This window comes from Nocardia sp. NPDC004582 (assembly GCF_053602115.1).
The window spans coordinates 1-26,065 of the sequence record NZ_JBSGCY010000012.1 but is presented as its reverse complement, the minus strand read 5'-3'; the positions used below and the strand labels follow the sequence as shown (position 1 = coordinate 26,065).

22 protein-coding genes are annotated in these 26,065 nt (G+C 66.3%); 15 read left to right on the top strand and 7 right to left on the bottom strand.

Annotated features, from left to right (window positions below; genetic code table 11):
* The first annotated feature begins 70 nt into the window (after window positions 1-70).
* Window positions 71-322 carry a hypothetical protein gene (locus tag ACWELJ_RS06080; RefSeq protein WP_452365080.1) on the top strand — a complete coding sequence of 84 codons (252 nt, stop codon included), beginning with the start codon at window positions 71-73 and terminating at the stop codon, window positions 320-322.
* Window positions 312-482, top strand: a complete 171-nt coding sequence (locus ACWELJ_RS06075) for a hypothetical protein (protein WP_452365079.1) — start codon at window positions 312-314, stop codon at window positions 480-482. Before ACWELJ_RS06080 ends, ACWELJ_RS06075 begins: the two co-directional genes overlap by 11 nt.
* A gap of 45 nt (window positions 483-527) precedes the next feature.
* Here the strand turns inward: ACWELJ_RS06075 and ACWELJ_RS06070 are convergent, their stop codons facing one another.
* On the bottom strand, window positions 528-887 hold the full coding sequence (locus ACWELJ_RS06070) for a hypothetical protein (RefSeq protein ID WP_452365078.1): 360 nt from the start codon (window positions 885-887) through the stop codon (window positions 528-530).
* A 5-nt stretch (window positions 888-892) separates the two neighbouring features.
* Window positions 893-7,072 carry an alpha/beta hydrolase gene (locus ACWELJ_RS06065; RefSeq protein WP_452365077.1) on the bottom strand — a complete coding sequence of 2,060 codons (6,180 nt, stop codon included), beginning with the start codon at window positions 7,070-7,072 and terminating at the stop codon, window positions 893-895.
* Window positions 7,073-7,339: 267 nt separating this feature from the next.
* Here ACWELJ_RS06065 and ACWELJ_RS06060 point away from each other — a divergent pair, with 267 nt between their 5' ends.
* The 5 genes from ACWELJ_RS06060 to ACWELJ_RS06040 all read left to right on the top strand — a co-directional run bounded on the left by ACWELJ_RS06060 (window position 7,340) and on the right by ACWELJ_RS06040 (window position 11,023).
* Window positions 7,340-8,194 (top strand): hypothetical protein, encoded by an 855-nt coding sequence (locus tag ACWELJ_RS06060; protein WP_452365076.1) that lies wholly within the window; start codon window positions 7,340-7,342, stop codon window positions 8,192-8,194.
* 102 nt (window positions 8,195-8,296) lie between these two features.
* On the top strand, window positions 8,297-9,838 hold the full coding sequence (locus ACWELJ_RS06055; RefSeq protein WP_452365075.1) for a hypothetical protein: 1,542 nt from the start codon (window positions 8,297-8,299) through the stop codon (window positions 9,836-9,838).
* A 73-nt stretch (window positions 9,839-9,911) separates the two neighbouring features.
* Window positions 9,912-10,232 (top strand): hypothetical protein, encoded by a 321-nt coding sequence (locus ACWELJ_RS06050; protein WP_452365074.1) that lies wholly within the window; start codon window positions 9,912-9,914, stop codon window positions 10,230-10,232.
* Between the two features lie 2 nt (window positions 10,233-10,234).
* Window positions 10,235-10,738, top strand: a complete 504-nt coding sequence (locus ACWELJ_RS06045; protein ID WP_452365073.1) for a YbaB/EbfC family nucleoid-associated protein — start codon at window positions 10,235-10,237, stop codon at window positions 10,736-10,738.
* 63 nt (window positions 10,739-10,801) lie between these two features.
* Window positions 10,802-11,023: a hypothetical protein gene (locus tag ACWELJ_RS06040; protein WP_452365072.1), complete on the top strand. Its 222-nt coding sequence runs from the start codon at window positions 10,802-10,804 to the stop codon at window positions 11,021-11,023.
* 86 nt (window positions 11,024-11,109) lie between these two features.
* On the opposite strand, the gene ACWELJ_RS06035 is transcribed toward ACWELJ_RS06040, so the two are convergent.
* The 4 genes from ACWELJ_RS06035 to ACWELJ_RS06020 form a co-directional block, all read right to left on the bottom strand.
* Window positions 11,110-13,065, bottom strand: coding sequence for a serine/threonine-protein kinase (locus tag ACWELJ_RS06035; protein WP_452365071.1), 1,956 nt, complete (start codon window positions 13,063-13,065; stop codon window positions 11,110-11,112).
* Between the two features lie 421 nt (window positions 13,066-13,486).
* The gene (locus ACWELJ_RS06030; protein WP_452365070.1) at window positions 13,487-13,771 is read right to left on the bottom strand and encodes an immunity 49 family protein; all 285 of its coding nucleotides are present in this window, start codon (window positions 13,769-13,771) and stop codon (window positions 13,487-13,489) included.
* Window positions 13,772-13,853: 82 nt separating this feature from the next.
* A complete protein-coding gene (locus ACWELJ_RS06025) occupies window positions 13,854-14,294 on the bottom strand; it encodes a hypothetical protein (RefSeq protein WP_452365069.1) in 441 nt (146 codons plus the stop codon).
* Complete coding sequence (locus ACWELJ_RS06020) at window positions 14,291-14,515, bottom strand: hypothetical protein (protein ID WP_452365068.1); 225 nt, start codon at window positions 14,513-14,515, stop codon at window positions 14,291-14,293. Before ACWELJ_RS06020 ends, ACWELJ_RS06025 begins: the two co-directional genes overlap by 4 nt.
* 92 nt (window positions 14,516-14,607) lie before the next feature.
* Between ACWELJ_RS06020 and ACWELJ_RS06015 the strand changes: the two genes are divergently transcribed.
* The 8 genes from ACWELJ_RS06015 to ACWELJ_RS05980 all read left to right on the top strand — a co-directional run bounded on the left by ACWELJ_RS06015 (window position 14,608) and on the right by ACWELJ_RS05980 (window position 25,400).
* The gene (locus ACWELJ_RS06015) at window positions 14,608-16,107 is read left to right on the top strand and encodes a hypothetical protein (RefSeq protein WP_452365067.1); all 1,500 of its coding nucleotides are present in this window, start codon (window positions 14,608-14,610) and stop codon (window positions 16,105-16,107) included.
* A gap of 67 nt (window positions 16,108-16,174) precedes the next feature.
* Window positions 16,175-17,284: a hypothetical protein gene (locus ACWELJ_RS06010; RefSeq protein WP_452365066.1), complete on the top strand. Its 1,110-nt coding sequence runs from the start codon at window positions 16,175-16,177 to the stop codon at window positions 17,282-17,284.
* 50 nt (window positions 17,285-17,334) lie between these two features.
* On the top strand, window positions 17,335-17,643 hold the full coding sequence (locus ACWELJ_RS06005; protein WP_452365065.1) for a hypothetical protein: 309 nt from the start codon (window positions 17,335-17,337) through the stop codon (window positions 17,641-17,643).
* Window positions 17,644-17,646: 3 nt separating this feature from the next.
* Window positions 17,647-18,165 carry a YbaB/EbfC family nucleoid-associated protein gene (locus tag ACWELJ_RS06000; protein ID WP_452365064.1) on the top strand — a complete coding sequence of 173 codons (519 nt, stop codon included), beginning with the start codon at window positions 17,647-17,649 and terminating at the stop codon, window positions 18,163-18,165.
* 84 nt (window positions 18,166-18,249) lie between these two features.
* Window positions 18,250-18,702 carry a hypothetical protein gene (locus ACWELJ_RS05995; RefSeq protein WP_452365063.1) on the top strand — a complete coding sequence of 151 codons (453 nt, stop codon included), beginning with the start codon at window positions 18,250-18,252 and terminating at the stop codon, window positions 18,700-18,702.
* Window positions 18,703-18,858: 156 nt separating this feature from the next.
* The gene (locus tag ACWELJ_RS05990) at window positions 18,859-24,306 is read left to right on the top strand and encodes a WXG100-like domain-containing protein (RefSeq protein WP_452365062.1); all 5,448 of its coding nucleotides are present in this window, start codon (window positions 18,859-18,861) and stop codon (window positions 24,304-24,306) included.
* Window positions 24,288-25,034 (top strand): hypothetical protein, encoded by a 747-nt coding sequence (locus tag ACWELJ_RS05985; protein WP_452365061.1) that lies wholly within the window; start codon window positions 24,288-24,290, stop codon window positions 25,032-25,034. Before ACWELJ_RS05990 ends, ACWELJ_RS05985 begins: the two co-directional genes overlap by 19 nt.
* 78 nt (window positions 25,035-25,112) lie before the next feature.
* Window positions 25,113-25,400 carry a hypothetical protein gene (locus ACWELJ_RS05980; protein WP_452365060.1) on the top strand — a complete coding sequence of 96 codons (288 nt, stop codon included), beginning with the start codon at window positions 25,113-25,115 and terminating at the stop codon, window positions 25,398-25,400.
* 22 nt (window positions 25,401-25,422) lie between these two features.
* On the opposite strand, the gene ACWELJ_RS05975 is transcribed toward ACWELJ_RS05980, so the two are convergent.
* Window positions 25,423-25,740 (bottom strand): PE domain-containing protein, encoded by a 318-nt coding sequence (locus ACWELJ_RS05975; protein ID WP_452365059.1) that lies wholly within the window; start codon window positions 25,738-25,740, stop codon window positions 25,423-25,425.
* Between the last annotated feature and the right edge of the window lie 325 nt (window positions 25,741-26,065).

The window sequence follows — 26,065 nt, the reverse complement described above, 5'->3', positions numbered from 1 at the left end:
TCGCCACATCTCACGCTAATCCTGATCTCAGATTGCTTGCGCACCAGCCCGAACCGTCGAAAGGACGGCCATGTTCGAGCAGTTGAAGGTCGGCAGCTGGGCCAGCGCCGACGACCGATGCCCCATCCGCACCGTCGTACACGCCGAGGACCACGCGGTCACACTCATCTTCGGTGAGCACGGAGACTTCGAACTCTTCGTCAGCAGCGCGGCGCTACAGACCCTTCTGCAAGTAGGCGGCCACGCGCTCGAAGAGCTCAGAATGCACACCGTCAGCTCTCGCAGCGGCGCGAATCATGAAGGAGAAGGCGATGATCAGTGAAGTTGCCTGCCTGCTCATCGGCACCGGCTTCGGCACCGTCCTCGGCTGGCCGTTCTCTGCTGGCCGATCCCGTCGACACCCGATCCGGGGCACGACTGTCGCCGAGATCCGCGCACGCCTGGACTGCGAAAACCACCGCGGCCACCCATTCACCCCCTGACCGAGGCGCGACGGTTTAGCCCGCCTTCGTGTGCCACAAACGCGGTCAGTCGTTATTGCGGTTATCTGTTTCGGCAAGGACACTCCAGATGAGTGCAGCGATGTCGCGGAGCCAGGCTTCCGCCGCAGCATCGGAGGTCTCGTCGTCAAGAACCCAGTTTCCGTCAGCGGCCACCATCCACGACAGCGTGCCCTCTGGCTGAGGAGTGGCCAGCAACGCTTCGATGGCCTCCGCCTTGCGCTCCACGGTCCTTCGGTTGACTTGCGCCAATCGGGCCATGTTCGCGCGTACCTCGTCCAGACCGACAGAGTCCGCAACATAACTACTCAGGAACTCACGAACCTGATCAATCGCGGGGGGCGGTGGCTGGTTCGCCCGTGCACGCAACGCTTCAGGAATCTCCATAACGATCAGGGTAATCCGGAAGGGAATGCGGTGAGTACCATGAACGAGGGCGGGGTACCCGGGATCAGAGTCAGGACTACCTTGGCGTGACTGGTCTGCGTGTAGTGCGCCAACCGTGGCCCAACCCCTCCCATACCTTGGTTGTAGAAGCCCTCTCCAACGCTGTGCCCTGCATCGAAGATTGCCGAATGCTCGCCGTTAAGAGCGAGATCGGTGCGGATGTTCTCCCAGTTGGCCCTCAGGTAGTCGTTGATCGTGCGGTTCATTGTCGACACGTCCGTCCAGCGATACGACCAGTTCTGCTGAGGGCCCCAGGGCTGATCACCATAGATTCGGCCTTCGATGGTCCGGTCCCCCGGCGGAGCATCGACCCTGTTCAGCGGCACTTCCGGGCCGTGGCGCTCGATAGTGTGCGCGCCGCCAGCCGAGTAGGCAGCGTCGTTCTCGCCGATGTTCACCCGGGGCGGCTCCTCGCCGAGAGCCTCATAGATTTCAGTGACCCGGCGCAGTTCGGCCTCGTCGAGTGACCCACTCCTATCCCGCGCACTGTCCGGATCGAGTCCGTACTTGTCCTCCTCACGGGTGCCTGGGACAAAGCCGTCGCTGGAGACCCTGGCCTTGGTGCCGTCGGGGCGGACGAGTTCCCAATCTCCATCCGGTGGGATGCGGGGACGGCGGGTGCCTTCGGGGGTGACGTCGGCGGTGGAGGAGTAGACGCGGCCGTCGTGGTCGGTCCAGGCCGGTTTGGTGGGGGCAAGGACGGGTTTGCCGGTGGCTTTCGCCAGGCGGGCGGCGGCTTCGGTGGACGCCGCGTCGCAGCCGATCAGGCGGATGGGGCGGCCGTCGTAGCCGAGTGAATTCAAGCGGGCGGCCAGCTGTTCCATCGTGTATTCGCGACCGTCCAGTAGGACGGTGCCGCGTTCGGTCAGGTGGGCGTCAATGGTGAAGAAGCGAGGGTCCTCGGGGACCTGGCGGGCTAGCTCACGCAGTTCGGGTTCGTCGTGGAGGGACAGGCCCGCAGGGGTCTTTTCCCCGAAGTGAGACAGCGGATCTTCGACAGGGGTGTGATCCGGGAGCACGTGAGACGAATCCTGGTGTGAGTTGGGTTCGTTCTGACGGGGGGCGGATTCGGTTGGCCGGTTTTCTGATTCGGTGGGGTGGGTTGCGGGTTCGGTTGCCTTCGGCAGCAAGGTCTCGTGGTGCTGCTCGAAGTAGCGGGCGAGCGCGGGATCGTATTCCTTGAGAAGTCGCCAGGGAGTCACGCTCTCGTGTGGGTCCATGAGCCCTGCGCGATCCAATATCTGGACGAATTTCTCACGGAGCGTAGGCAATTCGGCGACACGCCCCGGCTCGTAATGAGCCTTTGCGATCTCAGTGGCGGCGGCCCGCATTTCCTCGAAACGTGAGGCCAGGTGCGGGGTCAGTGTGGACGGCCGCTCCAGTGCCGGGTCGAAATGGGCGCTGGGCGAGCGTTGTTCGGGATCGACGGCGCGGGTGGGTGCGGCGGAATCCTCGCCGGCTAGGTGTTCTCGCCTCGCTCCCGGTTGATCCGGGCGATCTCCGACTCGCCCCACGCCTGCCAGATCTTGATCTGGTCCTCGGTGGCCGGGCGGCGTCCCTTCGCGTTCTTCTCGCGGAGTCTCGCTGTGTTGCGGTCGGCTCGTGCCCGGATCTCCGGGTCGTCGATCTCGTCCCTCATCGTGGGCCCCAGCATTTCTCGTGCTATCTGCTCCATCTCCTCGGGACTGATGGCCATCCGGTGTCCTTCCTAGATCTTCGAGCTGGATGTGGTAGTTGCCGTCGATGAACTCACGGCGGATGACTTCGAACCTGGTGCCCGGAGGGAAGACAACCTCGTCCTGAGACAGGCTTGCCCAGGAGATGTCCTTTCCGGTGTGGGACTCGATAGTCAATTCGATGTTTCCCCCCGGCATCGAACTGTCCTTGTCGGAGGAGGCGAAGCCGGCATCGATGGGGCGGCTGCCTACGGAGTAGTCGGCCAGGAACTGCCTCAGTTTTGCGGGGTCATCGATGCGCAGCGAGCGGTGGACGATGCCCTCGTAGTCGGGAAGCTTGTTGTAGGCAGACATCAGCGTGCGGATTTCGACATCGCGGTCGGCCAAGGTTGCGGGATTCCCGTTGCGGGTGCCGTCGTTGACCGGCTCGTTGAGGTTGAACCCCTGGTTGCGGCGGATCGCGTCCAGTTCGGCATCGGTGAGCCGGGAGATCTCGGGATGATTCCCGGTCTCGAAGTCTCGGATGGTTTGGACCTCGCCGTGGCTGATCTTGTTCTTCGCGGCGTATTCGTGCGAGGCCGTAAGGTCTTCGTAGCGCGGGTTCGCGTAGTACGGCTTGTCTTCGACCGGCAGCTTCGGGCGTGCGGGCTCGGTGCCGTCCGGGGCGTGGGCAGGGTTCGCGTGCTCAAGCCCCTCAGGGTGCGAATCCGGCTGACCGATTCGGGCTTCCGGCCGTTGACCGACAGGATTCTCCCGCGGGGCGGTTTCGAGCGGCCGCACCGGATTCCCCTGCGAGTCATAGACGATCGCGTGAGTCGATTTGACGTTGGTGTGGTCCGGCGGGAAGGGATGGGAGTCGCCGGGGACAGCGTTGTCGTGGACTACGAGGCGGCCGCCGTCGTTGGTGACGGTGTACGCGTGGGCGCCGACTCCGTTGGCATCTGTGGGGCCGTGGAATTCGTCCACGACCAGGGCGGTCGCGCCGTCGCCGAGTCGATGAAGTTGGTCGGCTATCGAACCCAGGGTTTCGTGGCGGTCCAGGTGGGCGCCGGCCGCGTTCTCGAGTTCCGCGGCGGTCATGCCGTGGTCGGCGATCGTCGGGTCGTCGGGGACGTGGATATTGGGGTTGCCGGTCAGTTCCTGGACCTGGCGGAGGGCTTGGGGGCCGCAGTCGTTGGTTTGGGTGTGGGTGCGTTCGGGAGCGGTGGGGGGCGGGTCCAGCGTGCGGTTGGCGTGGACCAGATCGTCGTAGCCGTAGGGGTGTTCGCCCTGATGGCCTTCGGTCTCGGGGGCGCGGAAGCGGGCCGGGTCGTGGGGGCTGGAGCCCAGGGTGCGTTGCCTGGCGTTGAGGTCTTCGTGGCCAGGGCGGGAGTACTCCGGTAGGAGGTGCGGGGTTTGGCCGGATGCGATCCGGGAGAAGTTGTGCAGGGATTCGCTCGGGACGGCGCGTCCCTCATCCATGTGGTTGTAGTAGCCGGTGTGCGTCGAGATGTCGCTCAACGTGTGGACGCCGCCGGGGAATTGGGCGGCGATGCGGCGGGCGCCGAAGGCTTCGATCGCGGGGTCCATGCCCAGACCCATGCCGAGTTTCGGTGCGACACGGCCGATTTCGCCGAGCGTGTTCGCGCCGATCCAGGTCACCGGGTCGCGGGAGGAGCTGGCGACGAATACATTGTGCGCTCCGATGCCGAAATCCGCGGCATGGCCGACTGGACCTGCTCCGGGCGAACCGAGCAGAGTGATGGTGGAGATGTCCCCGTGCAGGCGGCCGCCCGCGCCCGCGAAGCTGGTGGTCGTGGAACCGTAGCTGTGGCCGAACAGGTGAACGTCGGGGGTGGGGTGACCGCCGGGTAGCTCCGCACCCAATCGGCGAGTTTGACTGAAGGAGGCTACATCTCGGGCCAGCAGTTGCCCGCCTCGTTGCGCCATCCGGGTATCGGTCATCTCGCGGACGATCTTCGGGAATCCACTCGGAGCGTCGTAACCGATCCACGCGATGGAGGCGACCATGTCGGGATCCTGGGTGCGCTGCGCCGTCTCCCACATGTGGTTGAAGGCGTTCTTCAGGTTGCCTTCCAGACTGCGGACCGTGGTCGTGATGCCGGGGACATGGAAGGAGACCGACGATGCCTTCGACGTGTCGCCGAAGGCCACGACGGCCCGGCCCTCGCCGTTGAACTCCTTGGAGTCGTAGGACAGCACGTGTACCGGCGGTTCTTCGCCGCCGAACTTGTCGACGTACGCGGCCGCGAGATCGTGTGCTTCCTCCAGCGCCTTGCGCGTGGATTCGAGGTTCTTCCACTGCCGGAAGTTCTCCGGATCGGTGAACCGGCTCGTCCACTTGTCGATGCGCGGATTCTGCTCGTGCAGCGCGTTCAGATCTCGCGTGATAGCGAGCCGGTTGGCCTCGTCCTTAACATGCGGCGGCAGGCCGTCGGCGTTGCCGATCTCGTGCGGATGCGCCTTGATCATCGCGTGCTGCTGCTCCGGTGTCAGACCGTGCCACCACTCATGGTTCTCGGTCGCCCGGTTGTGCGCGCCTGCGATATCGGTTTCCTGCGGATGCAGTAGATGCTCGGGTGAGCCATCGGGGTGCAGTTGCTGGAGGGCTTCGCGCGCGTGCGCGTGCTCGGCCTCCGAAATCGGCGAATCCTCGGGCAGCACAGGCCGTTCCGCAGCGGGATCACCCGTATGACGAGCGCTCTGGTCGCCGACGGGATGATCGCCGGGCCTCGGCGAATCGGGGGTCGGATCGCCGACGCGCCGCGGGCCATGCTGTTCCGGCGCCCCAGCGGGATGCTCGGGTCGCGCACCGATGCGGGATTCGAGCCCGACACCGGCACCGACGAGTTCGCGGCGCTCTGGGCGCGCGGTGGACTCGACCGTGCGTCCGGGATCCGCGAGATCCGCGAGATCCGCGCGCTCGCTTACGCGACCGGTGGGTACTTCGAGGCCGGTGGCCCGAGCCGCCATCGGTGCCGGCTGGCTCCCCGCGTCACGGATCGCCGCGGGAGATGCTCGCTGTTCAGCGGGCGGGGTATGGGTGCCCGGCGCATCGGCGCGGGCAGGAGCCGGTGTATCCCCGCGCGGCGCCGCCGCGGTCTCAGGCCGGGAAACCACCGGCGTCTCCGTCCGCGGAGCCGCCGCCGGAACCGGCTTCGGTTCACCCGAGACCGGCGCGTGCGAGGGATTGTGGTGCTGTGGGCTCTCCATCGGTCGCGCATCGACGACCGGGCCGTTGCGGACGGGAAGCTGCGTGACTGGATCTGTTTGGGGCACACCGGCGAGGGACTCCCTGGTCTTCCCCGAATCGCTGGGTTGTGGCTGTAAATCCGTGGGTCTGCCCTGCGGATGTTCACCCGGAGTCGTTCCGCCCGTTTCCTTCCCATGGGACAGAGCCACGTCATGGGTCGAATTCTCGGTGAGCGCAATGTCTTTGGCCGCAGACGGGTGGACTTGCTTATCCATGACCGCCAACGGCGAGCCATCGACCTTCGGGCTGGTGACCCCGAGTTTGTCCGGGCTTCCCTTCCAAGGCGATTTGCCCTCATGCGCCATGCCGGGCAGGGTGCCGCCCGCGATACCCGCGGTGACAACGCGAGGATCGAAATGCCAGTTGTGTGTGACGCCGCCGCTCACCGCCCAGCCGGCGAGGCCGGCCACCCCGCCCGCGATGCCGCCGCCGAGCAGATTGGCGGCCTTCTCCGCGGTGATCTGCTTGATGGGCGCTTTGGCGATCCGGTTGACCATGGCTTGCGGAAGCCATTTGCCCAGGGGAGCCGCGACGAGTCCACCGGCCGCCCCACCACCGGCCGAGAGCAGCAGCTGCTGCGTATTGATCTCGCTCCGGCGGCCGAATTCATGCTGATAGGCCTGAATTCCGCCGTCCTGCAAAGCGCCCAGCGCACCGCCGACGAGCGTCTGCTTCAAGGCGAACCGCATCAGCGAGATCTTGGTGGCCTCGAGTCCCTCTTTACCGAGGAAATCGATCGCCCGTCGCGTCAGGATGCGGACCGCGATGCGACCGATGCCGATCGCCGCGCCTTCCGCCAGCGGCGCGGTCGGCGGGAAGAGCCAGGCCGCGGCGATATCGGCGGCCAGCGTGACCAGCGTGGTGTAGAACATGAGCTTCGTGTACTCGAGCTCGGTTCCGGTGTTTTCCGCCGTGCCGGCGATGGTGTCGAACCATTCGGCGAGTTTGTCGATCGACTGGTCGCCGGTTCGCATGCTCTGCAACTGCGCGATGATCTGGTCGCCGCCGTCGCCGATGGGATAGGCCACGCGCACCGCCGCGATGGCCGCGTCGATGTCCGCGTCTATCGACCGCAAGTCCTCGGCGCTGGACTTCCAGTCGTCGGCGATCGCCCACATCGAGTCCTCGTTGCCGTCCGGCCATTTCATGCCGACCAGCCACCCGAGGGTCCCCGCGAGCGGCGGCTCCCAGATCATCGTTGACCGCCTGCGACGAGAATCACTCGCCCGGTAGCGGTTTCAACCAGACACCCCCGTGACCTCACGACCGCCCCCGAATACGCGCTGACCTGCTCTACTGATCCGCTGCCCGGCAGCGCCTTTCACGCCGTGACAGCTCGCGATCTCGCGCCACGCTGCCATAGAACGCGCCGAGGATCAACTGGGGCGGCGCCATGCCGCTATTGATCGGCTATGGTCGGCGGCAAGATTCCGGGGCCGGACCGACGCGGAAGGGATGTCGCCGTGCGAACACTGTGGTTCATTCCTCAGGGCGTGCGCCGGATCGGTTCCGAGGAGTACACCGGCTATCGGGGCGGATTCGCCTCGACGTTGACTCCGATCAGCAAACGCCAAGCCGCGGCGGTAATCGCGCAGGGCGGGCACCGCGCCCGGGAGCTGGTCTCGCTGCTCGAGGGTTTGGGGTTCGAACCGGAGCTCGACGGGGCCGAAACCTGGGACAAGGCCATTCTCGTCGGGGAGGGTTTCAACCGCGTCGACAAGGGCTTCAACGGGCGGATCCACCAGATCAGCGCCCGATTCTCCGGCCCGCCGGCCGAATTCGACGACATAATAAGGCGATTCGCGGCCATGCCGTCGACCGTGGTGACAAAGACCCGGGAGGATTCGTCGGCCAAGAGCCGCGATCTGGAGGTTCTGCTCGACGATCGACACGGGCACAGCGCCCGCATCGACGTGCAGCAACGCAAGGACTCCGGGTTGATCTCGGCGCGATTGCAGGTGACCAGCCGCGCCTTCTTCTACCGCTGGGACAAGCGCGACGCGGTGTGGAGCATCCTGGCACGCGGGCGCGGCGAGAACCTGGAGGAACAGCAGGGCCGCGAGATCGAACGCCTCGGATTCCGGCGGCGTCGCCCCTGGCCGGTCCATGACGCTCCGCCCGGTGGTCTGCTGGAATCGGAGGCCGCCGACCGGGTTCGGTTGTACCTCGTCGGCGCGGGCGTCGACACCGACGCCATGGCCTTCGCGCCGCAGCGCACCGAGGGCGGCTGGGACGTCGCCATCAGCGGTGGGCCCACCGCAGGGCTGGACGCGCTACACATCCGCGACGACGGTCACATCAGCCCCCGCGAACACTGAGCTAACCTCGGCCGGGGCCGACACGAGCACCTCGAATGTGTAAGGTCGCACAGGTATCCGACCGGGTGGAACGTGCGGCGGTCGAGGAGGGGAGCTCGAAGCGTGGACAGGCCTCAGGCGGGAAGTCCGGACGACGAATTCATGAAGTCGTTCATGGCCGGGTTCGCGCAGGCGAATCAGGAGTCCGATATCGGGTTCAGTGTCGTGTCGCATCCGGGACCGGAATCCGTACCCGACGAGGGTCAGATCGTCGAGCAAGCCCGGGCATTGACCCACCGCATCGCGCGTGAACTCGCGGCCGCGGCGCCGGAGGGCTGGGAGCGCGTCGATGCCACCTTCGCGTGGACCGTCACCGTCAAGACCTGGAGCGTCGTGTACTCGGCCGGGGACCAGGCTTTTCGGGCCGAACCGGCGGAAGCGGTCCTGCTGCTCGTGCAGGAGCAGCGCGAGATCGCGGCCCGAATGAGCGAGGGCCCGTGGTGGCGGATGCGAATCAGCCTCAACAACGCGGGCCAGGTGCAGACCGACTACGACTACGGCGACGAGCCGTTTCCGGACGATCAGCTGTTTCCGGCCGAGGCGTACCTGGCGGACCTGCGGGAGTATCCCCGCAAACGACTACCCGTCTGGCTGGCCGCGTATGTGAGTCACGGCGATCGGCTGCTGCGCTCGCCGCGGGTCGCGGCCCAGCAGGCTCGGTCAGATCGGGCCAAGGAGATCCGCGGGCAGGCGACCACCGAGGTCTTCCCGCCACTGCCGCTGGCTTGGTCCAACTGGACGGCTCTCGCGGCGGTGTTCGTCGCCCTGGACGCTCCGCACGGTCCGCGGATACTGCCCGCACTGGCCTGGTTCGAAGGCTCGAATCGGAGCGGGAGCACACTGTACGCACTGCCCGGCGATCGGGCCGTCATCTCGGGCGGGGTGCTCAACGCGCCCGAGCTCGATGCCGTCTACAACGACGGCGCTCCCCTGCCGAATCTGTACGCGGGCGCACCGGATTGGGTCACCGACGCGGTGCTGAATCCGCGGGCCGCGACCGGGCAGCTGACCTTCTGCTACTGGTGGGAGGACGGGCAGTGGTTCCGCGGCGAATCGCCACTCGGCCCCGGGGTGGCTGCCGCCGTGCCTGGGATCTGGACGACCGGCTCGACCGTCGACACGATCCTGCAGGTAATGGACTCGGCCGGCAAGACAATCACCGACACCACGAAATCCGCTGTCGCGAACCTGGTTTCGGCGGCCCAGGCTGGCGTGGTGACTTACGAGACCGTGGCCGCGGTCTTCGATCCCGCCGACCACGACGTGGACTCGGCGCTCAACCAGTTCACGCTGGCGGGCCTGCGGACCTTCGTCACCGCGCCGCCGCTGAGCCGGATCGACGCCATCGAACAGGTACGCCGCTTCATCCTCACGCGCGGGACCGACACCAGCGGATACCCCCTAGACCAGCTGACCGCCGAGCGAATCGACAACGGCTGGATGGTTTTCGTGCCCACCCGGCCCGGCGAGATCATGATCGGCCGCGCCATCTACTACATGGCCGACGACGGGGTGATCGAGGCGTCGTCGTCCTCGGTTCCGCCGAACGTGTACATCGCCGGCTTCACGCAGCGTTTCCGGGAGCGGACACGGCAGCGCGGCTGAATATCGCGGTGGCATCGACGGCGATGCCCAATTACTGTCGGCGCCAGTGTTTTACGGGGAGGAGTAGTACCAGATGACGGACAAAGTCGAGGTCGATCCGGAGCTTTTGCGACAAGCGGCCGTCAAGACCGACCACGTCAACCAGCGACTGCGCACCGTGGTGGACAGCCTCATGGCTTCCCTCGGCGGCAAGGGCGAACCGTGGGGCAACGACACCTACGGTGAGCAATTCGCCGGCGCCGAGAACGGGTCCGGGTACAAGGCGGCCCGCAAGACGCTGAAAGAACTCTCCGAGACCCTCGCCAAGAACGCCGGAGACAACTCCGACGGCCAGACCAAGTCCGGCAAGCAGCTCGACGGCACAGACCAGAACAACGCCGGCGCGTTCAAGTAACCATGACGAACGAGAGCGCGAAAGCCGAACTGGCGTCGATGATCGACGAGTTCCAGCAGCAAATGCGGGTCCTCGGCGAAATGCAGCAGAAGCGTGCCCAACTCATGGCCACCGGCTACGCCCTGCAGAAGCGGGTCACCGTAGTCGTGAACGCCGACGGCACGGTCATCGAAACCCGCCTGGACCCCGAACTCGAAGACCTCCCACTCCTCGAGCTCGGCAAAGCCATCACCGAAGCCGCCCAAGCCGCGGCCACCGAATTGGCCCGCAAGAGCTCCGAACTCCTGAGCCCGATCCAAGAACGCCGCGGCCGCATGCCGAAGATGTCCGACCTCATCGAGGGTATGCCCGACCTCACCGAACGCATCCCCGAACCCATCCCCGCCTCCACCGCTCCCCCGAATTCCCCTGAGCGGCAGGAAAACAACCAGCCGCTGATGACGTTCACCGACGTCGAGGAGTTGGACGACATCACACCCGGACGGATTCGCGCCGACGACTGGTGACTCCGTGGAAGCAGCTTCGAATCGTCCGTCAACGGCTGACCGCGCCAATGAGCTCGGGCTGCGATGAGCAAAGAGATCGCCGGCAGAACCTTCTCCACGCCCGAAGAGGCGGGAATCGTGCCGCCCATAGCTCAGGAGCTCGAAAAGTACAAGAACATCTTTGAAGAAGCCCGACAGACATTGCGCGCCGCCTCACCCGATCCAGAAGTCCTCGCGGGTAGCAAGTTCCACGATGAAATCTCCGGAACCGAATTCGACCCCCGCAACCGTGGGGTTTACCGATGAACTCGTGGAAGCCGCGCGCCACGCATTCGGCGGGCAATTGGATGGAAGCAATGCCGCCCATCGGCGCGCGGAGCTGTATCGAAAGCTCACGGAACGTGCTGCGCGACTGAAGCACTCGCCCTAGGTCGGCGGCGCGACGTCGCCGGAGCTCCCACGTCCGAGATTCGACCTGCCACCATGGCTCCGGTCGCGAGGACAAGCGCGGCGGTGCTGCACCAGAAACTTGGATCGAAATGCAGCAGCCAGTCGTGAGTCAAAAGCATCTGCGAGATCGCCTCCAGCAGAGTGGTCACCAGCACACCAGCCAGACCGCCGGCGGCGAGACAACCGAGCAATCGCAGGGTCGGCCGCATGCGTTCGGCGTTGCTGCACAATCCGATCGCCGCCACGAGGACGAGGGCCGCGACGAGGAGCAGAGCCCCGCTCATCGGCCAGGATGTCGATGCGCTGTTCTCGGGAACGAGAACCGTCGGCAGGCCGCGGTGATGGTTTTCGTCCACAGTCGTGACCGACCCGGCCAGTGCGAGCCCGGTTCCTGGAATCAGGAGGAGGGCAGTCACGATGTCGGCACCTCGACGGCGATCCCCGCCAATAGATCGGGTGGCGAGAATTCCTGACAGAGCCGCGATTACAGACAGGATCGCAGCCACTATCAGTACCCAGAATCCAGCCTTCGGTGTGGTGGCGAAGGCTCCAAGCGTTTCCGTGTAGCCGTTCGCGTATCGCCGCTCTGTCATTTCGTTGGTGTCGCTTGCCTGCATCGACGTGACGAAGAGGACCGCCGTGGCGGCGGTGCCGAATGCGAGGCCAGAGGCCACCGCCCCGAACCTTCGTACCCATCGACGGTTACGGCCAGCACCCAGCAGCAACAAGAGACCCGACAAGCAGGCCGCGATTGCGCAAAGCGCAAAGGAACCAAGAAGTAGGTGCGCCGCCCACCCCATACCGCGGATGGCTGTGTGCCGCCAGGAGTCCCATACCTCGACTCTGGTCCCGTAGTTGCGGGACTTGCTGCTTCGGGTGCATAGCGTCAGCAATGACGCGACGGCGAACAAGCCGGCGACAGCGACCAACAATCCGCCCATCAATCTCTGCGTCGGCGGAACCGCCACAGGCGCTCCGGCGTTCGGCCCGCTCCCCGCACCGCTGCGTTGCGGTGCCACCATCGTCGGCATCGATCTCGATTGCGGAGACATCGGCCGAGAAGCCATGATCGCGGCGTAGGCGGCCGCGGCGAACTCCCCGCAGTTCGCGAATCTATCGACGGGCCGTTTAGCGGTCGCACGAGCCAGGACATCGTCGAGCATGGGCGGAACGTCCCAGCGAATCTCACTCAAACGAGGAAGCGGTCGACTGAGGTGACCGGCGACAACCTGTCCCGGGTTGGTCGCGACGAACGGGGGTTGTCCGGAAAGCAACGCGAAAAGAGTGCAACCGAGCGAGTATTGGTCGCTTCGATGGTCGACTACCTCGCCCGACAACTGCTCCGGTGACGCGTAAGCCAATGTCGCGGAGAAGGCTCCGGTCGACGTCAGCTGTGTATTCGCGTCGAGCAAGCGAGCGATCCCGAAGTCGGTGAGGACCGCGCGCTCCTGCCGACCCGTATCCGCGGCTGACAGTAGAATGTTCGCCGGTTTGACGTCCCGGTGCAGGACACCGCGGCTGTGCGCGTAGTCCAGCGCCGCAGCGGTCTCGGCGACGATCCGAATCGCACGCTCCACGGAAACTTCACGGGGATTCAGTCCGGACGCATCGCCTCCCTCGACATAGCGCATCGCAATCCAGAGATGCCCGTCGTGCACGCCGCGATCATGAATCCCGATGATGTTCGGATGGTCCAACCGCGCAATGGCATTCGCCTCTTGATCGAACCGCCGTCGAATCTCCGGGTCTGATGAGACCCCCTCGGCCAACAGCTTCAGTGCGACCTGTTGCGGGAGCCGTGGATGGCGAGCCAGGTACACGGCACCCATCCCGCCCTGCCCGAGCATCCGGTCCAGCGTGTACTCCGCGAATGCCTGCCCAACGACTGGCTGAGCCACTGTCCCCCCTGGCGATCGATCCAATGCGTGCACAGCATAGGCGGCGGAGAAACCGGGTGCAGATCGTCACCGCGATCGGCACATCCAAGGGCGCCGGCCGTGAGTTGCGGAACGAAGCCGGGCTCACAGTCGTAATCGAAGTCGGCCCGGCAATCTCCGTCACAATCGACCACCAGTCGCACCGTGAACCAGGTTCCGACCTCCGGCTCGAACATCGCGGACCTGAGGTCCGAGAGTTGCTCCATGACGGCGAACGGGGCGGAAACTCTGCTGATCAGACCGTCCGACGACACGGATTCCAGTCGATCGCCATCGATCTGGATCGTTGCCCGATATTCGTACCGGAGTTCAACCCAGCTGTCCGACGCCGACTCCATCAGGGCGCGGCCGATGGCCTGAAGCGCCTCCCGCTCAACCCTCTTCACGGAAGCCCCATCCCCTCGCCCAGCCAGGTTCGCCGCACGATGTGTCGGGGCAAGTAGTCGGACTCGACATCGAGCTCGAAATCGGCATCGAATGCCAGGCAGGCCATGGCCAGTGGGCCCACGGCGATCATGCCCGCACGTTGATTCCGGCGGTCGTCCTCGTCCGAAGCCCAGAACATACTGTGCAGCCGAAAAGTTTGTGCCAGAGCAATATTGAACTCGTCACGCTGTTCTTCGACAAATCTGTAGAAGAGCGGCAATTGCCATGAAACGATTGTCATCCGCGCACCCCTCCCCTGACGTTGCGCACCCGAGCCTAGCGACCCGAGCGGCGAGTAGTCCGCCCCGCGAATCGGCTGCGGGCTACTCGATCGCACGCAGCTTGGCGCTCAGCCAATCTGGAGTGTGGTCCGCGTCCCGCGGGAAGTACTCCTGATCCAATGCGTACGCGCCGGCGGTCAGTTGGGGTATGAAGTCAGGCTCGTTTTCGTAGTCGAACTCCACCGAGTACTCGCCGGCCAGGTCCAAAACGAATCGAGCGGTGAACCAGGTGCCTGTGCCCGGCTGATACATCGCGGAACGCAGTTCCGTGAGGCAGTCCATAGCCGCATCGGGTACCTCGATATGGGAGACCAGGCCAGCGGCATCGACAGCCTGCATCCGAGCCGCCTCGATCTGAATGGTCGCCCTGTAGTCCAGGCGAAGCTGTTGCCAGCCGTCCGGCGCATCCTCCGCGATCGCGCGCCCTATCGCGCCGAAGGCCTCGGAGTGTTCGAGCGGCTCAACCGAATCACACTCCGTCATCTACTCGCCTCGCCCTGTTCCCGGTTGATTCGGGCAATCTCCGACTCCCCCCACGCCTGCCAGATCTTGATCTGATCCTCGCTGGCCTGGGGACGGCCCTTGTTCTCCAGGTCGGCCGTATGCCGACGGATGGCTTCTGCTCGTTCCTGGTCGGCTGGGGTGAGGGGCTTGCGACGCTGCATGACTTTTCGGGCGATGCGGTCGAACTCCTGCTGGTCCATGGTCGGACCCTACTCGGGTGATGCTCTCGTTGGCGTCGGGAGAGCGGGGCAATTAGGGTCGCAGGATCACGCGGGGAGGTATGGGCGGAGCTATGAGCTATATGCGGAATGACGGCGTTGCGGGTGCCGGCGGAACGGGGACCGCGGGGGCGGGGCGGATCACCGGGGGGTTGTTGATCGCGGCGGCGGCGTTGGTGTTCGCGGTGTTGTGGCTGCCGGTGGCGAACGTTCAGTTCCAAAGTCGTTCGTGGGAAATCTCCGTCTGGAAAGGGAGCGGAGGACCTAGGTTTGCCGACTGGCTTTCCGCTGCGCCGTACGTGCTCATCATGCTCGTAGCGGGAGGGACGGGGATACTGCTCGTGGTGGGGGCTCGGCGCAGCGTCTTGTTGTGGGTCGCGGCGTTCGCGGGTGGGATGGTGTTGTCGATCGCGTCGGTGGATGTGATGGCCTACGCGCAGGGATTCAAGGAGAACATCTCACCGGCGGCGGGATTCTGGGTGCTCACGCTGGCGACGCTGGTCGCGATCGCGACGCTGGTGAGCGGGTTGCGTGATGCCGTGGTCTCGAAACGCGGTGCGCCGCAGGAGACCGATCCGGCAGTCGGTGGGGCAGCCGATCGGGTCAGCGGCGTGTTCCTACTTGTCGCGGCGGTCGTTGAGCTGGTGGGGTCGTTCAAGCCGGCGATCAGCGACAGCTCGGGCTTCAGATCCATCTGGCGCACGAACTCGGACGGATCGGCACCGCTGCTTCTGGTGCATTTCGTGCTCGTGCTGATCATCGTGGCCGTGGTGGCGATCGCGCTACTCGCGGGTGCGGGCGCCCGGAATCCGGCCGTGCGCCCGGCAGGTGCGGCCGCCGCCGCGCTCATTTTCACGGGCGAGATCACCGGGCTGACTTCCACCTTCGCCATCATGGGGCCCAACTTCTGGGAATACCTCAACATCGGCCTCATCATGATGGTGCTGGCGCTGCTGATGTCCTTTGCCGCGACCGTTGCGGGGCTGGTGGCGCAGTCGGCGCGACCACGGGTGGCGGTCCAACCTCGGGCGAGCTACGCACCGATGAATGCCGCGCACAACCCGTTCGCACCGGCGGCCAATCCCTTCGCGCCCGTTCCGCCGGCGAATCCGTTCGCATCCACTCCCCCGGCCAATCCCTTCGCGCCCGTGCAATCCGGGCCTACCGTGGAGACGACCGTCAAGATCGAGCCGGCGCAGACTGCCGTGCAGCCGCCGCGGATGGCGCGCGTTTATGACGGCAAGGATGCCGGCGGGCGGCCCGTCGTGGATCGGCCTGCGGTGGAGGGGAATACGAGAACGGCGGTGCTGGCATATCTGGAGTCGGCACCGATCGTGTTGGCGGCGCGAAGCTTCGAGCAGGATGAGTTCGCGCCTGGGGATCGGGATGTGCCGTTGAACTTCCGGACCGACGGGGTGTGGGTGTGGGCGGGCGCGGTGCCGCACTATCTGCACAAGCATGGGCTGGCGCCGGAGGCGGAGTTTGTGCGGCACATCGCGAATCGCGGGTTTCGGGTTGGGGAGGTCGGCGAGGCGGCTCAGCGGGCTGCTATTCAGGTGATCACCGGAAGCTGAGTGGATAGCGAGGGACAGTGTGAGTCAGGACAATTCGACTGCTGAGTCGCCGGATGTCGGTTTCCGAATGGCCGCGACGATCGCCGCGCCCGAATCGGGCAGCACCGCGGAACAGGTGGCCGACCAGATAGCCGACGAACTTCTCGCCATGATCCCGGACGGGTTCGATCGGCTCGAAGCGGCCGTCGCGATGACCGTCACGGATGAGGCCGCGCAGGTCATCGTGTCGGACGGACAGCGGGCGGCGCAGGTGCCGCTGTCGCGGCGTGCGGTCGAATTGCTGCGGGAAGCTCGGCATCTGGCGGCGGCGTCGGCGGAAGGTCCCTGGTGGCGGTTTCTCGCCGCCGTCACCACGACCGGTCCAGCACGGATCGAATACGACTACGGCACTGAGCCTTTCCCCGACCAGCAGCTGTTCCCCCCGCAGGCGTACCTCGCCGACCTGCTGGAATATCCGCGTGATCGGCTACCGGTGTGGCTGGCCGCGTACATCGGGCACGGTGATCGGCAGGTGCGGACACCGAGTGCCGCCTTCGCGGCCACGCACGCCGACACCACGAGCGGGTGGTCGGCGGTTCCGGCCGGAGAGGGACTTCCGCCGCTCCCGGTCCTGTGGGCGCGGTGGGCGGTGGTCTCCGCCGCGTTCGTGGCTGTGAAATCCCCGCTCGGACCGCGAGTTACGAGCGCCCTCGGCTGGTTCGAGGGCCGGACTCGCAGCGGCTCGACGCTGCATCGGCTGCCCCACGGGAGGGCGGTGCTTTCCGGCGGAATATGGAACGCACCGGAATTGGATGCCGTGTACAACGGCGGCGCGACAATGCCGCAGTTCTATCGGGGAGCTCCGGGCTGGGTCGCCGATCCGGTATTGAGCCCCAGGGCGGCGAACGGTTTGATGTCGTTCTGCTACTGGTGGGATGGCCACGCGTGGTACCGCGGCGAGTCCCCGGAGGCGCATGTCGTACAGGACGCGCTCCCCGGCGTATGGAACGAAGATGCCGTGTACGACGTGCTGATACAGGTACTCGGCGGCAACGCGTCGTCCTGGCTCACCGCGCTGATCGCCGCGGCCGAGACCGGCGCCGTGACGCGCACACTGCTGTCCCGGTCCTTGGTGGGCCCGGAGATCGATCTCGACAGCGCCTATTTTCAGCTGATCTTGGCAGGTGTCGCCGAGTAGACGCGTATATGATCGCAACCTGATGGCTGGATGAACATTGGGGGTTCGACATGAGCAAGGTTGAGGTCGAGATCGCCGGAATGCGTTCCGTCGCAGGTGGACTCGATGATGTGAACACCAAGGTCACGGGCATTCTCAACGCGATCACCGCGGCCGCGAACGCTCATGAGGGCGTCTGGGGTCATGACGAATTCGGCGACAAGTTCGCCGAAGGCGAGAGCGGATACGACGCGCGCAAGCCCGGTCTGCTGGCCGCGCTCGGGTCGAAGACGACGCTGCTGGCGCAATACTCGAAGGGCCTGCGCGATGCCGCGACCAAGTTCGAGAACATGGAAGAAGCCAACAAGAACGGCTTCTGATCCATGACGAACGAGGCCGCGAAAGCGCAGTTGGCCGACCTGGCCGAGATGGTGCAGAGCAGTTTCGCCGCCGTCGCGCGAGCGCAGCGGGACCGAGCCCGGCTGACGGCCAGCGCACGGGCCGGTGGGCGACGGGTCACGGTCACCGTCAATGCGGACGGCGCCGTCATCAAGACCGAATTCTCCGATGACATCGACGAACTGACCTATTCCGAGATCGCCGCCGCCGTCACCGCGGCCGCGCAGGAAGCCGCAGTCCAGGTAAGGCAGAAGTCGGACGAGATCCTGGCGGCCTTGCAGGCCGAGAAGGCCAAGATGCCGACACTGTCCGAGGTCTTTCCGCTCATGCCCGATATCCAGGCCATGATGCCCACTCCCCCGGAAGTTTCGATGGCGCCGCCGAATGCCGCCGAACGCCGGGAACCCGATGTCGATTCCGGACCGCGATTCGAGAATGTCGAGGAGTTCGAGCACGATCCCCAGGCCCGAGCGCATTCGGATGCCGCGACACCCGGCTGGTGATCGACGCCGGGCCAATGATCGCGCGACGCCCGCCGATGCGATGATGTGCCTCGACCGCGCGGAAGATCCCGAAAGGCAGGCGCAATGCTCTGGTTGAAAGAGTCGCCATCCTTCTTCCGGTTCCGCAACGGCACCATTCGCCTCGAGGAACCCGAACACGGCATGGTCGTCGGTCAGCGATTGAACATCCGGACCGGCGCCTTCGAACCGGCGTCGGCGGAGGATATCGACGCGGTCCTGGAACCCGGTGCGGACCTGGACTTCTCGGAGCTGACCGAAGAACGTTTCATCCGCGCGACCGAAGAAGCGCGCAGCACGTATCTCCGCGGCGACGGCCCGGTATTCGATATGTACCGCGAGGTGGAGGCGATATTCGATCGGGCCGAGCGGGAAAGGCGGCGAATCGTCCCCGAGGAGCGGGATCGGATCGCCGGCCTCTACCGCACGACTTTTCGGATCTGGGAAGAGGAGTTCGCCCGGCGTACCGCGGGCGAGGCCCCAACCTTCCGCTATACCTGGGTGGGCGACGCCCGGTAATCTCGCGAGAATTGGACCGGCAGAAGCACTCTGGGTAGGGTGACGCGAAGATTCTTCCAATCCGGTTGGGAGCCCGGACCTTACGATCAGCCGTGAAGTGGAGGCCGATGATTGTCCGGATGGACCTGGGTTGGAGACCACCTACCGAACTGGCTGATGGCGGCCCTCAACTTCGGAATGTCTTATCCGAAGGGCGATCAGGACGCACTGTTCGATCTGGGTGACGCCTGGAAACAGGCCGCCGCCGACCTGGAAAAGCTCGAACCCGACCTGCGGGCCGTCACCGGCAAGCTCCCCCAGTTCTACGACAGCGACGGCGCGGTGCAGGTCAGCGCCGAGCTCGCGACGCTGTTCGACGGCAAGGACTATTCCATCCAGAAGCTGGTCGAATGCTTGAACCAGCTCGGCCACGATACGCGCGCCACCGCAACGGAAATCGAGTACGCCAAGATCCAGTCGGAGATCTTCGCGCTGCTCACGCTGTACACCGTGCTCCAGCTGAGCATGACCCTGTTCGGCGAGGCACTCGTACCGGAAGTGCTGCTCACCGCGCGCGGAACCTTGCGCATCTTCGCCGAACAGGTCATGGAGCGGATCGGACTGCTCCGAGCCCGGGCCGCCCTGGAAGCCCTCGCCAAGCCGTTGCTGCGCGAGATCACGGTGCCGCTGGGCGAAAAGCTCGCGGCGCAGGCGGCGACGCGGCCGCTGCTCAACACCGCATTGAAGTACGGCGGAAAGTCGCTGATCTCGGGTCTCGGCGCGGGCGCGATGGGGGCGGGGCTCGATGCCGGTACCCAGTTCATCCAGATCCTGGAGGGCCACCGCGACGACGGCTTCAACCTGAAGCAGACCTTCCAGACCAGTCTCCAGTGGGGAGTGGGCGGCGCTGTCGGCGCACCGTTCCACGCGAAAGTGGGAGACCTGCTGCGGGATACGCGGCTTCCGTCGAAGCTGGGCGGAGCCATCGCCGGCGGCGTCGGCGGCGGCATGGGCGCCCTCGGCATGTACGGGACCGGGCTCGCGACCCAGCTCTACGACAACGGCGGCGACTGGAGCAAGGTCGACAAGACGTTCCATACCGAGCTGCTGATCGGCGGCCTGGCCATGGGTGTCGGCGGCGGAGCCAACCATGGTCTGGAGAACGGCCACAGCGCTCCCAGCGAACCGGCGACCACGGCCAGGAGCGGTCCCGACGGCAGTACCCCGCATACCCCCGAACCCGAGGTCCGCGCCCCCGCACCCGAGACCACGGTGGCGGGCGAGCAGCCCGAACACGGTGCACCGCCGCACGATGTTCACCCTGCCTCGGCGTCCGAACAACCGGTCAGCCACGCCCCGGCCGACGCCACGACCGGGGAGCGAGCCACACCCGCCGCGGAAGCCCCGCGCAATGATCTCCAGACCAACGCACCGACCACGGGCGACGGAGGTCCGCGGCACAACGATGCGGGCACGAAGCTCAATGATGCGGGGCCGAAAACCGGCGACGTAGGCCCGAAAACCGGTGATACCGGGGCGAAACTGGGCGATGCGGGCGCCAAGTTCGGCGACGCGGGCCCGAAGGCGGGCGAGACGGGCGCCAAGCTCGGCGAGGCAACCCCCAAGCCCGCTGACACGACCGCACCGCGTGCCGGCACTCCACAAGCCGGTGAGGCGCCGCGCGCGACAACGGCCGCGACCGACCATCGCGGCAATCTCGTCGCGGGCGCCCAGGACCGAGCCGCGCCACTGGGCCGCGGTCCCGAAGCCCGAGCCGCCGACGTCGCCTCCGACAGCCACACGCGTGCGACCCCAGCGGAATCCGGCGCGAAGCCAGAGCAGTCTCCGGCGGGCAAGCCGACGGACCGAAGCGATCCAGCGGGCAAGTCACCGGAACCGGACCGATCGCGGACGGACCCTCGGACCGAGGAGAACCGGCCGCAGGATTCGACATCGGATCGCACTGAGCCGACACCGAAGGACGGCGAGCAGACACCGAAGGACGCAGGGGACCACCAGGAACCGCGAGACAAGCCGCGGCACGAGACTCAGCGCGAACACCCGGAGAGCGGGCGTCCCGACAGCGCCGACGCGGCGCACGAAACCGATCCGGCCTCGAGCTCGCCACCACACCCGGACCTCGCACCCGCTCTCGTCGTGACGCCGACGGGCGGCCATGAGGCGCGGGCGCACACCCCGGACGCCGCGAAGCCCGAGACCCGCGACAGCTCGAAGGCTCGCGAGAACTCGAAAGCCCTCGCCGCCCACGATCCGCACACGCCGGCCGATTCGTCGAAACCCGGACCGGCAGACGGCGATTGGTCGCCTCGGCCGGAAGACGAATGGTCGCACCGGGACAGTCAGCAGGTCGCGGACGCCTTGGCGGACAAGTGGGGCCTCGAGGTGTCGGGCTTCGACCACCCGAAACTCGACCCCGAGGTGGCGCGCGAATTCGCCCGCGCCATCGACGAGATGCTGACCCGCTACAAGGACGTGGATCTGCGCAAGGTCTCGATCGACTCGATCGGCGACCCCGGCACCTACGCGGCGACCTACGAAGGGCACAGCCCGTCCGGCCGCATGTACACCGACGAGGTGGTCCTGGACCGGGACTACGCGCTCGATCCCGAACGGATGGCCCGCGAGATCGCGGAAGACGAGGCGGACGGCCATCTGGTCCCCGGGTCCGCCGACCGTCCGATCCACTCCACGCTGGTGCACGAGTTCGGGCATGTGCTCGCCATCGAGTCCCAGGAGCACGCGGAGCTGACCGCGTACAAGGCTCTCGCGGATCATTTCGAGGCCACCCGCGGCGGGATGGACAAGGACGCGTTCCACGACTGGCTGGATCAGCTCAGCGGCTACAGCTTCGACGAGAACGGCAGATTCGACGGCCCCGAGGCCGTGGCCGAGGCGTTCACCGACGTCCGGTATCACGGCGAAGGCGCGACCGAACCCGCCCGGGTCCTGTACCACCACCTCCTCGACAGCGCCCGCGACCACGCGAGCACGCCGGATGGCTTCAAGCATCGTCCCGACGATGCGATCCAGGACCCGCGGCTGCGAAAAGGTAAGTCTCCCAGTTCCTCCGAGCCGGGTGGCGAGCACGAGGGTCCCGCGCCCGAGTCGCGCGAGACCGGTGGCCCGTCCGCACCCGATGCCGAGGGCTACCTGGAGCAGCCTCGCGTCGCGGCGGCATTGGACCGGGCCGACGAACTCGGCGTCACCACCGCGATCAACGGTGTCGACACACCGGTCAGCGCCGTCATCCGGGATCTGCTGCCGCAGCATCCCGAGCTGGCCGAACTGCTCCGGAACGACCAGCACCTCGAACACTCGCTGCTGCAACGCCCGAAGACGCTGGCGTCACTGCTCACCCACCCCGATGGCCTGCCCGTCCTGCACGATGCCGTCAAGGCGGTCGCGGAGCGCGGACCGGAAGCGGCGCTGGCGGAACCGGTTCACATCGAGCCGACGCCGCTGACCCCGGCGGAGCGGGCGATGTCGCACGAGATCCGGGACGCGGTCAGCGACGTGCCCGAATCGGCGCGCAGGCAACCCGAATTCGACTACAGCAGACTCGACGATCCCGAATACCAGCGCGAGTTCCTGCGCAAGCAGTACGACATCTGGCGGCCCTCCCAGGACGCGCTCAACGACGTCGTCCGCGACATCGCGCGAGAGACCGAGGGCAAACCCGGTTGGCGCGAGGCCCCCAAGGACGAGACCCGGGCCTGGGACAAGGTCAAGGGATACGACGGCGATGTCTCCCGTCTGACCGACCTGGTCGGCGCGAAGATCGTCTTCGACCACGTCTCCGACGCCTACCGCGCACTCGAGATGATCGAGAACGACCCCAGGGTCCGGATCGTCGAATTCGAGGACCGCTTCGACCGCCCCACGCCCTCCGGCTACCGCGACCTGCAGATGAAGGTCCAGCTGGAGAACGGCCACATCGCCGAACTGCGCCTGCATCTGAGCCATATCGACGCCGTCGCCAGCTACGAGCACGCGCTCTACGAGGTGCAACGCGACTTCAAGGCCCTAGCCAAGGACGAGAACCGGGCCATGCACCCGGAGGAAACGGCGCTCAGCACCGAACTCAAACGCAATGTGAGCGGGCGATTCTGGGAGGCGACACAGCAGGGGCTACCGGACGAGCACGCGCCGAAGGGGCAGGAGCCTCCGGAAAGACGCGCCAGGGCGCGCAGCGGAATCCCCGGCGAACCGACTCGGGATCCCGGGTCGACGCCCCCTGACCCGGCCCGGCCCGAACAGCCGCGAGACCGTGGCGAACTGACACCGGAGGTTCGCGACAGCTTCGACAACCTGCGCGGCCTGGCGACGGAAATCGACCGTGCCGCCGCCGATCCCGCCGGGGCCGCCGAACTGCCGGACCTCCGGGAGCGATTCGCCGAGCAATTCGACCGTCTCGGTCTGCGTGACTCCGAGAACAGCGCCGCCATGTGGCAGCTGTTCGACCGGCACGACCCGGCGATGTCCGGCTACCTCGCGGAATACTCGCGTGACTTCCTGCCTCGCGCCGCCGAAGTCGCTCCCGGCCACGAGCAGCTGAAGGATCGATTCGAACAGGTCCGCGCGCACGTCAACGACATCTTCGCGGCCACCAACGATCCCGCGCGGGCCGCCGAATTGCCTGTACTACGAGCGAAATTCGGCGAACTCGTCGACAGTATCGGCCTGCGCGACCGGGCGGACCGGGCGTGGCAGTCGTTCAACGAGCACGACGCGGCGCTCGCCGAGTATGTGGAGCAGAACCACGAGCATCTGCTGCCCCGTCCGGAGGATGTCGCCGGGCCCGGCGAGAACCCGCCCGCGCCCGAGCCGATCAAGGAGCTCGCGGGATACCCAGGGAACTTCCACGACGACGCCCGCGACATCGTGACCGCGCTGGAGAACGCCGGGCGCCCCGACCTGGCACGGAAGTTCACGGACCTGGTCAACCGCGAAGTCGATGGCGGCAACGTGGGCGGGCTCGAGGATTGGATGGGAGAGACCGTCCCGCGCGCCCGAGTGAGCGATATGGACCAGGTGCTCGACAAGGCCGCCGAGCTCACCGAACTCGACCGCCTGTCCCGCGAGGTCCGGCACGACCCGGAGCTGAGCGTCCGCTTCAATCCCGGTGTGTCCGGCGACAAGTCGTTCGACATCCTCGTCGAACGCACCACGAACAATGGGTCGACGACGATCGAGCGACGTGTCGAGATCGAACGGATGAAACATCTGCCCGAGCAGGCGACGAGCATGCACGGCGCCGCACTGCACGGGGCGGACAAGGCCGTAGCGCCGGTGCCGGACCGGATACCGTCCGCCGAGACCACGGTGGTCATGCCCGAGATGCCACCGGAAGGACGGGTCCAGCCGCTGGGCGGCGGAAATGAACGTCGGTTCGGCGCGAACGGATGGGACTATGAGATCGTCGACCCGAACGGCACTGTCCGCAAGGCCGGGAACCTGCTCGACGAGCTGGCACGAGGTTTCACCGTCAACAAGAAATTGCACCCGAACCTGGCCAATCTCGATGCCGTCCGCTTCGTGGACGAGAATGGCAACCTGCTGGGACAGATCGTCCGAGACGGTGATGGATGGAGAAAGGTTCAGTGATCGGTTTCAGCGAGTATCGGCCGCACGGCGAGAGTTTGACCTTCACCCGCGGCTTTCCCGCCGAGGTCGAGAGCTCCGAGGTGTTGTTCGCGGATGCGCTGCGCGTGCGCGACCATCTCTCGAATGTCGTGCGCCCCGCGGGCTTCGATCTCTGGTTCACCTGCGCGATCGAGGACACCTACATCAATGTGGACGACCCGCGGCCATCCGACCAGTATTGGGAAGTGCTGCGGGCCGATACGACGGTGCCGCCGGGCGACGGCCCGGATCCGGCTGTCGTCACACGGTTTCCGGTCCTCACCGATGCGGCCTTGATCGGCACCTACCGGCAGGCGCTGGACACGATCACTTGCCCGCCAGGGTATTTCGTGATGTTCGAGAGCGTCGCCCCGCTGAGTACCGCTACCCGCTTCATCCGGACCGGCGAATCGCCGAACCCGGACTCCCTCCAGGTCACCTTGTGGGACGACGCCCTGACCGTCCCCGTGACCACCGAGGCGGACGGAACCACCTGGCTCGGCCCGCTCCCCGATACCGCGCCCTACCTGCCACCGGTCACCTTCAGGATCTGGTTCGACAGCATCCTGGTCCTCACCCTCGATGTGAACTGGGGACGGTGGCTCGAAGCGGGGAGCCCGGAGCACGCACTGCTCCAGGCGGCACTGGACTCGCTGCTCGCCGACGACTGGCGGTTGTCCTCCGGCGATCCCCGTCACTTCACGCTCTGACGCCCAGCCGGCTGGAGCCGCGGCGACGACAACCCGCCCGATACGATGGTCCGGACGCCGGAGCAGAAGGAGACGGACGTGCGGCATGGCCGTCCCAGCCAGGAACAACTGAAGCTGAACTTCGAGAGCATGCTGGCGCGCGCACTGGAAGGGCAGGGGCTGCGCAGTTCGACCGGGCTCGACGAGGAGACCCGGACCGCACTCCGGGCTATCGCCCGCGCGCATCCGAATGCCACCGATGATCTCGTGGCGACCGCGCGCCAGGCCTTCGCCGGTCAACTGGACGGCAGCAACGCGGCCCGATGGCATGCGCGGACGGACGCGATGCTGAGCGAGATGGAGTCTCGCTCACGCGAATCGGAGTGATCCCCGGACCGGCGCCGGCCGATCAGAGGTTCGTGAAGTCGGTCGAGTTGTCGGCCTCGACCTTGCCGAAGGCGGCGGCCTGCTGCCGGACGACCGCGGCCAGCTTGCGCAATTCGTCCACGCCGCCGCCACTCTGATCCACGAAGGACGCGCCGACGGCGCTGAGAGTCTCGGCCGCGGACAGCGACACCTTGTCCGAGCCCGCGGCGGGCACGGCCAGGGCCTGAGCGTCCGCGCCGAGCGCGGCCTCCAGGCGATCCGCCACGGCTTCCAGGTCGGCGGCCGCGGCCAGCACCGTGTCCGCGTCGAAACGCACACCGCCCAAGTTGAATTCGCTCATCGTCCCTCCCTTTCGCCGCGAATCCTACCGTGTCGCACCGACGGACACCGAGCCGGTTTCCGCGGTGTCGATCACGAGATCCGTGCTGTCGATCACTGGTCCGTACCGTCGATCACTGTGCGGGGCGCGGGCCGTTGGTCCCGACCGCGCCGATCACCGGCACGCCCGTGTAGCCGAGCTCGCCCACGACCTCGTCGCCGTGCTCACCGGTCACCAGGTTGGTGCGCACTAAAGAAATGGGGGATGTCCCGTGGCGACGGAACGAAATCCGTGGGGCGCGTTGGGAGCTCTCTGCGCCGGCTACTTCATGATCCTGCTGGACATG

Bases quoted from the DNA above. Each gene is read 5' to 3' on its own strand.
- ACWELJ_RS05975 (WP_452365059.1), bottom strand. From the start codon at position 25,740: ATGAGCGAATTCAACTTGGGCGGTGTGCGTTTCGACGCGGACACGGTG.
- ACWELJ_RS06045 (WP_452365073.1), top strand. From the start codon at position 10,235: ATGACGAACGAGAGCGCGAAAGCCGAACTGGCGTCGATGATCGACGAG.
- ACWELJ_RS06020 (WP_452365068.1), bottom strand. From the start codon at position 14,515: ATGGACCAGCAGGAGTTCGACCGCATCGCCCGAAAAGTCATGCAGCGT.
- ACWELJ_RS06010 (WP_452365066.1), top strand. From the start codon at position 16,175: ATGGCCGCGACGATCGCCGCGCCCGAATCGGGCAGCACCGCGGAACAG.
- ACWELJ_RS06075 (WP_452365079.1), top strand. From the start codon at position 312: ATGATCAGTGAAGTTGCCTGCCTGCTCATCGGCACCGGCTTCGGCACC.
- ACWELJ_RS06065 (WP_452365077.1), bottom strand. From the start codon at position 7,072: ATGATCTGGGAGCCGCCGCTCGCGGGGACCCTCGGGTGGCTGGTCGGC.
- ACWELJ_RS06000 (WP_452365064.1), top strand. From the start codon at position 17,647: ATGACGAACGAGGCCGCGAAAGCGCAGTTGGCCGACCTGGCCGAGATG.
- ACWELJ_RS06025 (WP_452365069.1), bottom strand. From the start codon at position 14,294: ATGACGGAGTGTGATTCGGTTGAGCCGCTCGAACACTCCGAGGCCTTC.
- ACWELJ_RS06005 (WP_452365065.1), top strand. From the start codon at position 17,335: ATGAGCAAGGTTGAGGTCGAGATCGCCGGAATGCGTTCCGTCGCAGGT.
- ACWELJ_RS06050 (WP_452365074.1), top strand. From the start codon at position 9,912: ATGACGGACAAAGTCGAGGTCGATCCGGAGCTTTTGCGACAAGCGGCC.
- ACWELJ_RS06015 (WP_452365067.1), top strand. From the start codon at position 14,608: ATGAGCTATATGCGGAATGACGGCGTTGCGGGTGCCGGCGGAACGGGG.
- ACWELJ_RS05995 (WP_452365063.1), top strand. From the start codon at position 18,250: ATGCTCTGGTTGAAAGAGTCGCCATCCTTCTTCCGGTTCCGCAACGGC.
- ACWELJ_RS06030 (WP_452365070.1), bottom strand. From the start codon at position 13,771: ATGACAATCGTTTCATGGCAATTGCCGCTCTTCTACAGATTTGTCGAA.
- ACWELJ_RS06070 (WP_452365078.1), bottom strand. From the start codon at position 887: ATGGAGATTCCTGAAGCGTTGCGTGCACGGGCGAACCAGCCACCGCCC.
- ACWELJ_RS06040 (WP_452365072.1), top strand. From the start codon at position 10,802: ATGAGCAAAGAGATCGCCGGCAGAACCTTCTCCACGCCCGAAGAGGCG.
- ACWELJ_RS06080 (WP_452365080.1), top strand. From the start codon at position 71: ATGTTCGAGCAGTTGAAGGTCGGCAGCTGGGCCAGCGCCGACGACCGA.
- ACWELJ_RS05985 (WP_452365061.1), top strand. From the start codon at position 24,288: ATGGAGAAAGGTTCAGTGATCGGTTTCAGCGAGTATCGGCCGCACGGC.
- ACWELJ_RS05990 (WP_452365062.1), top strand. From the start codon at position 18,859: ATGGCGGCCCTCAACTTCGGAATGTCTTATCCGAAGGGCGATCAGGAC.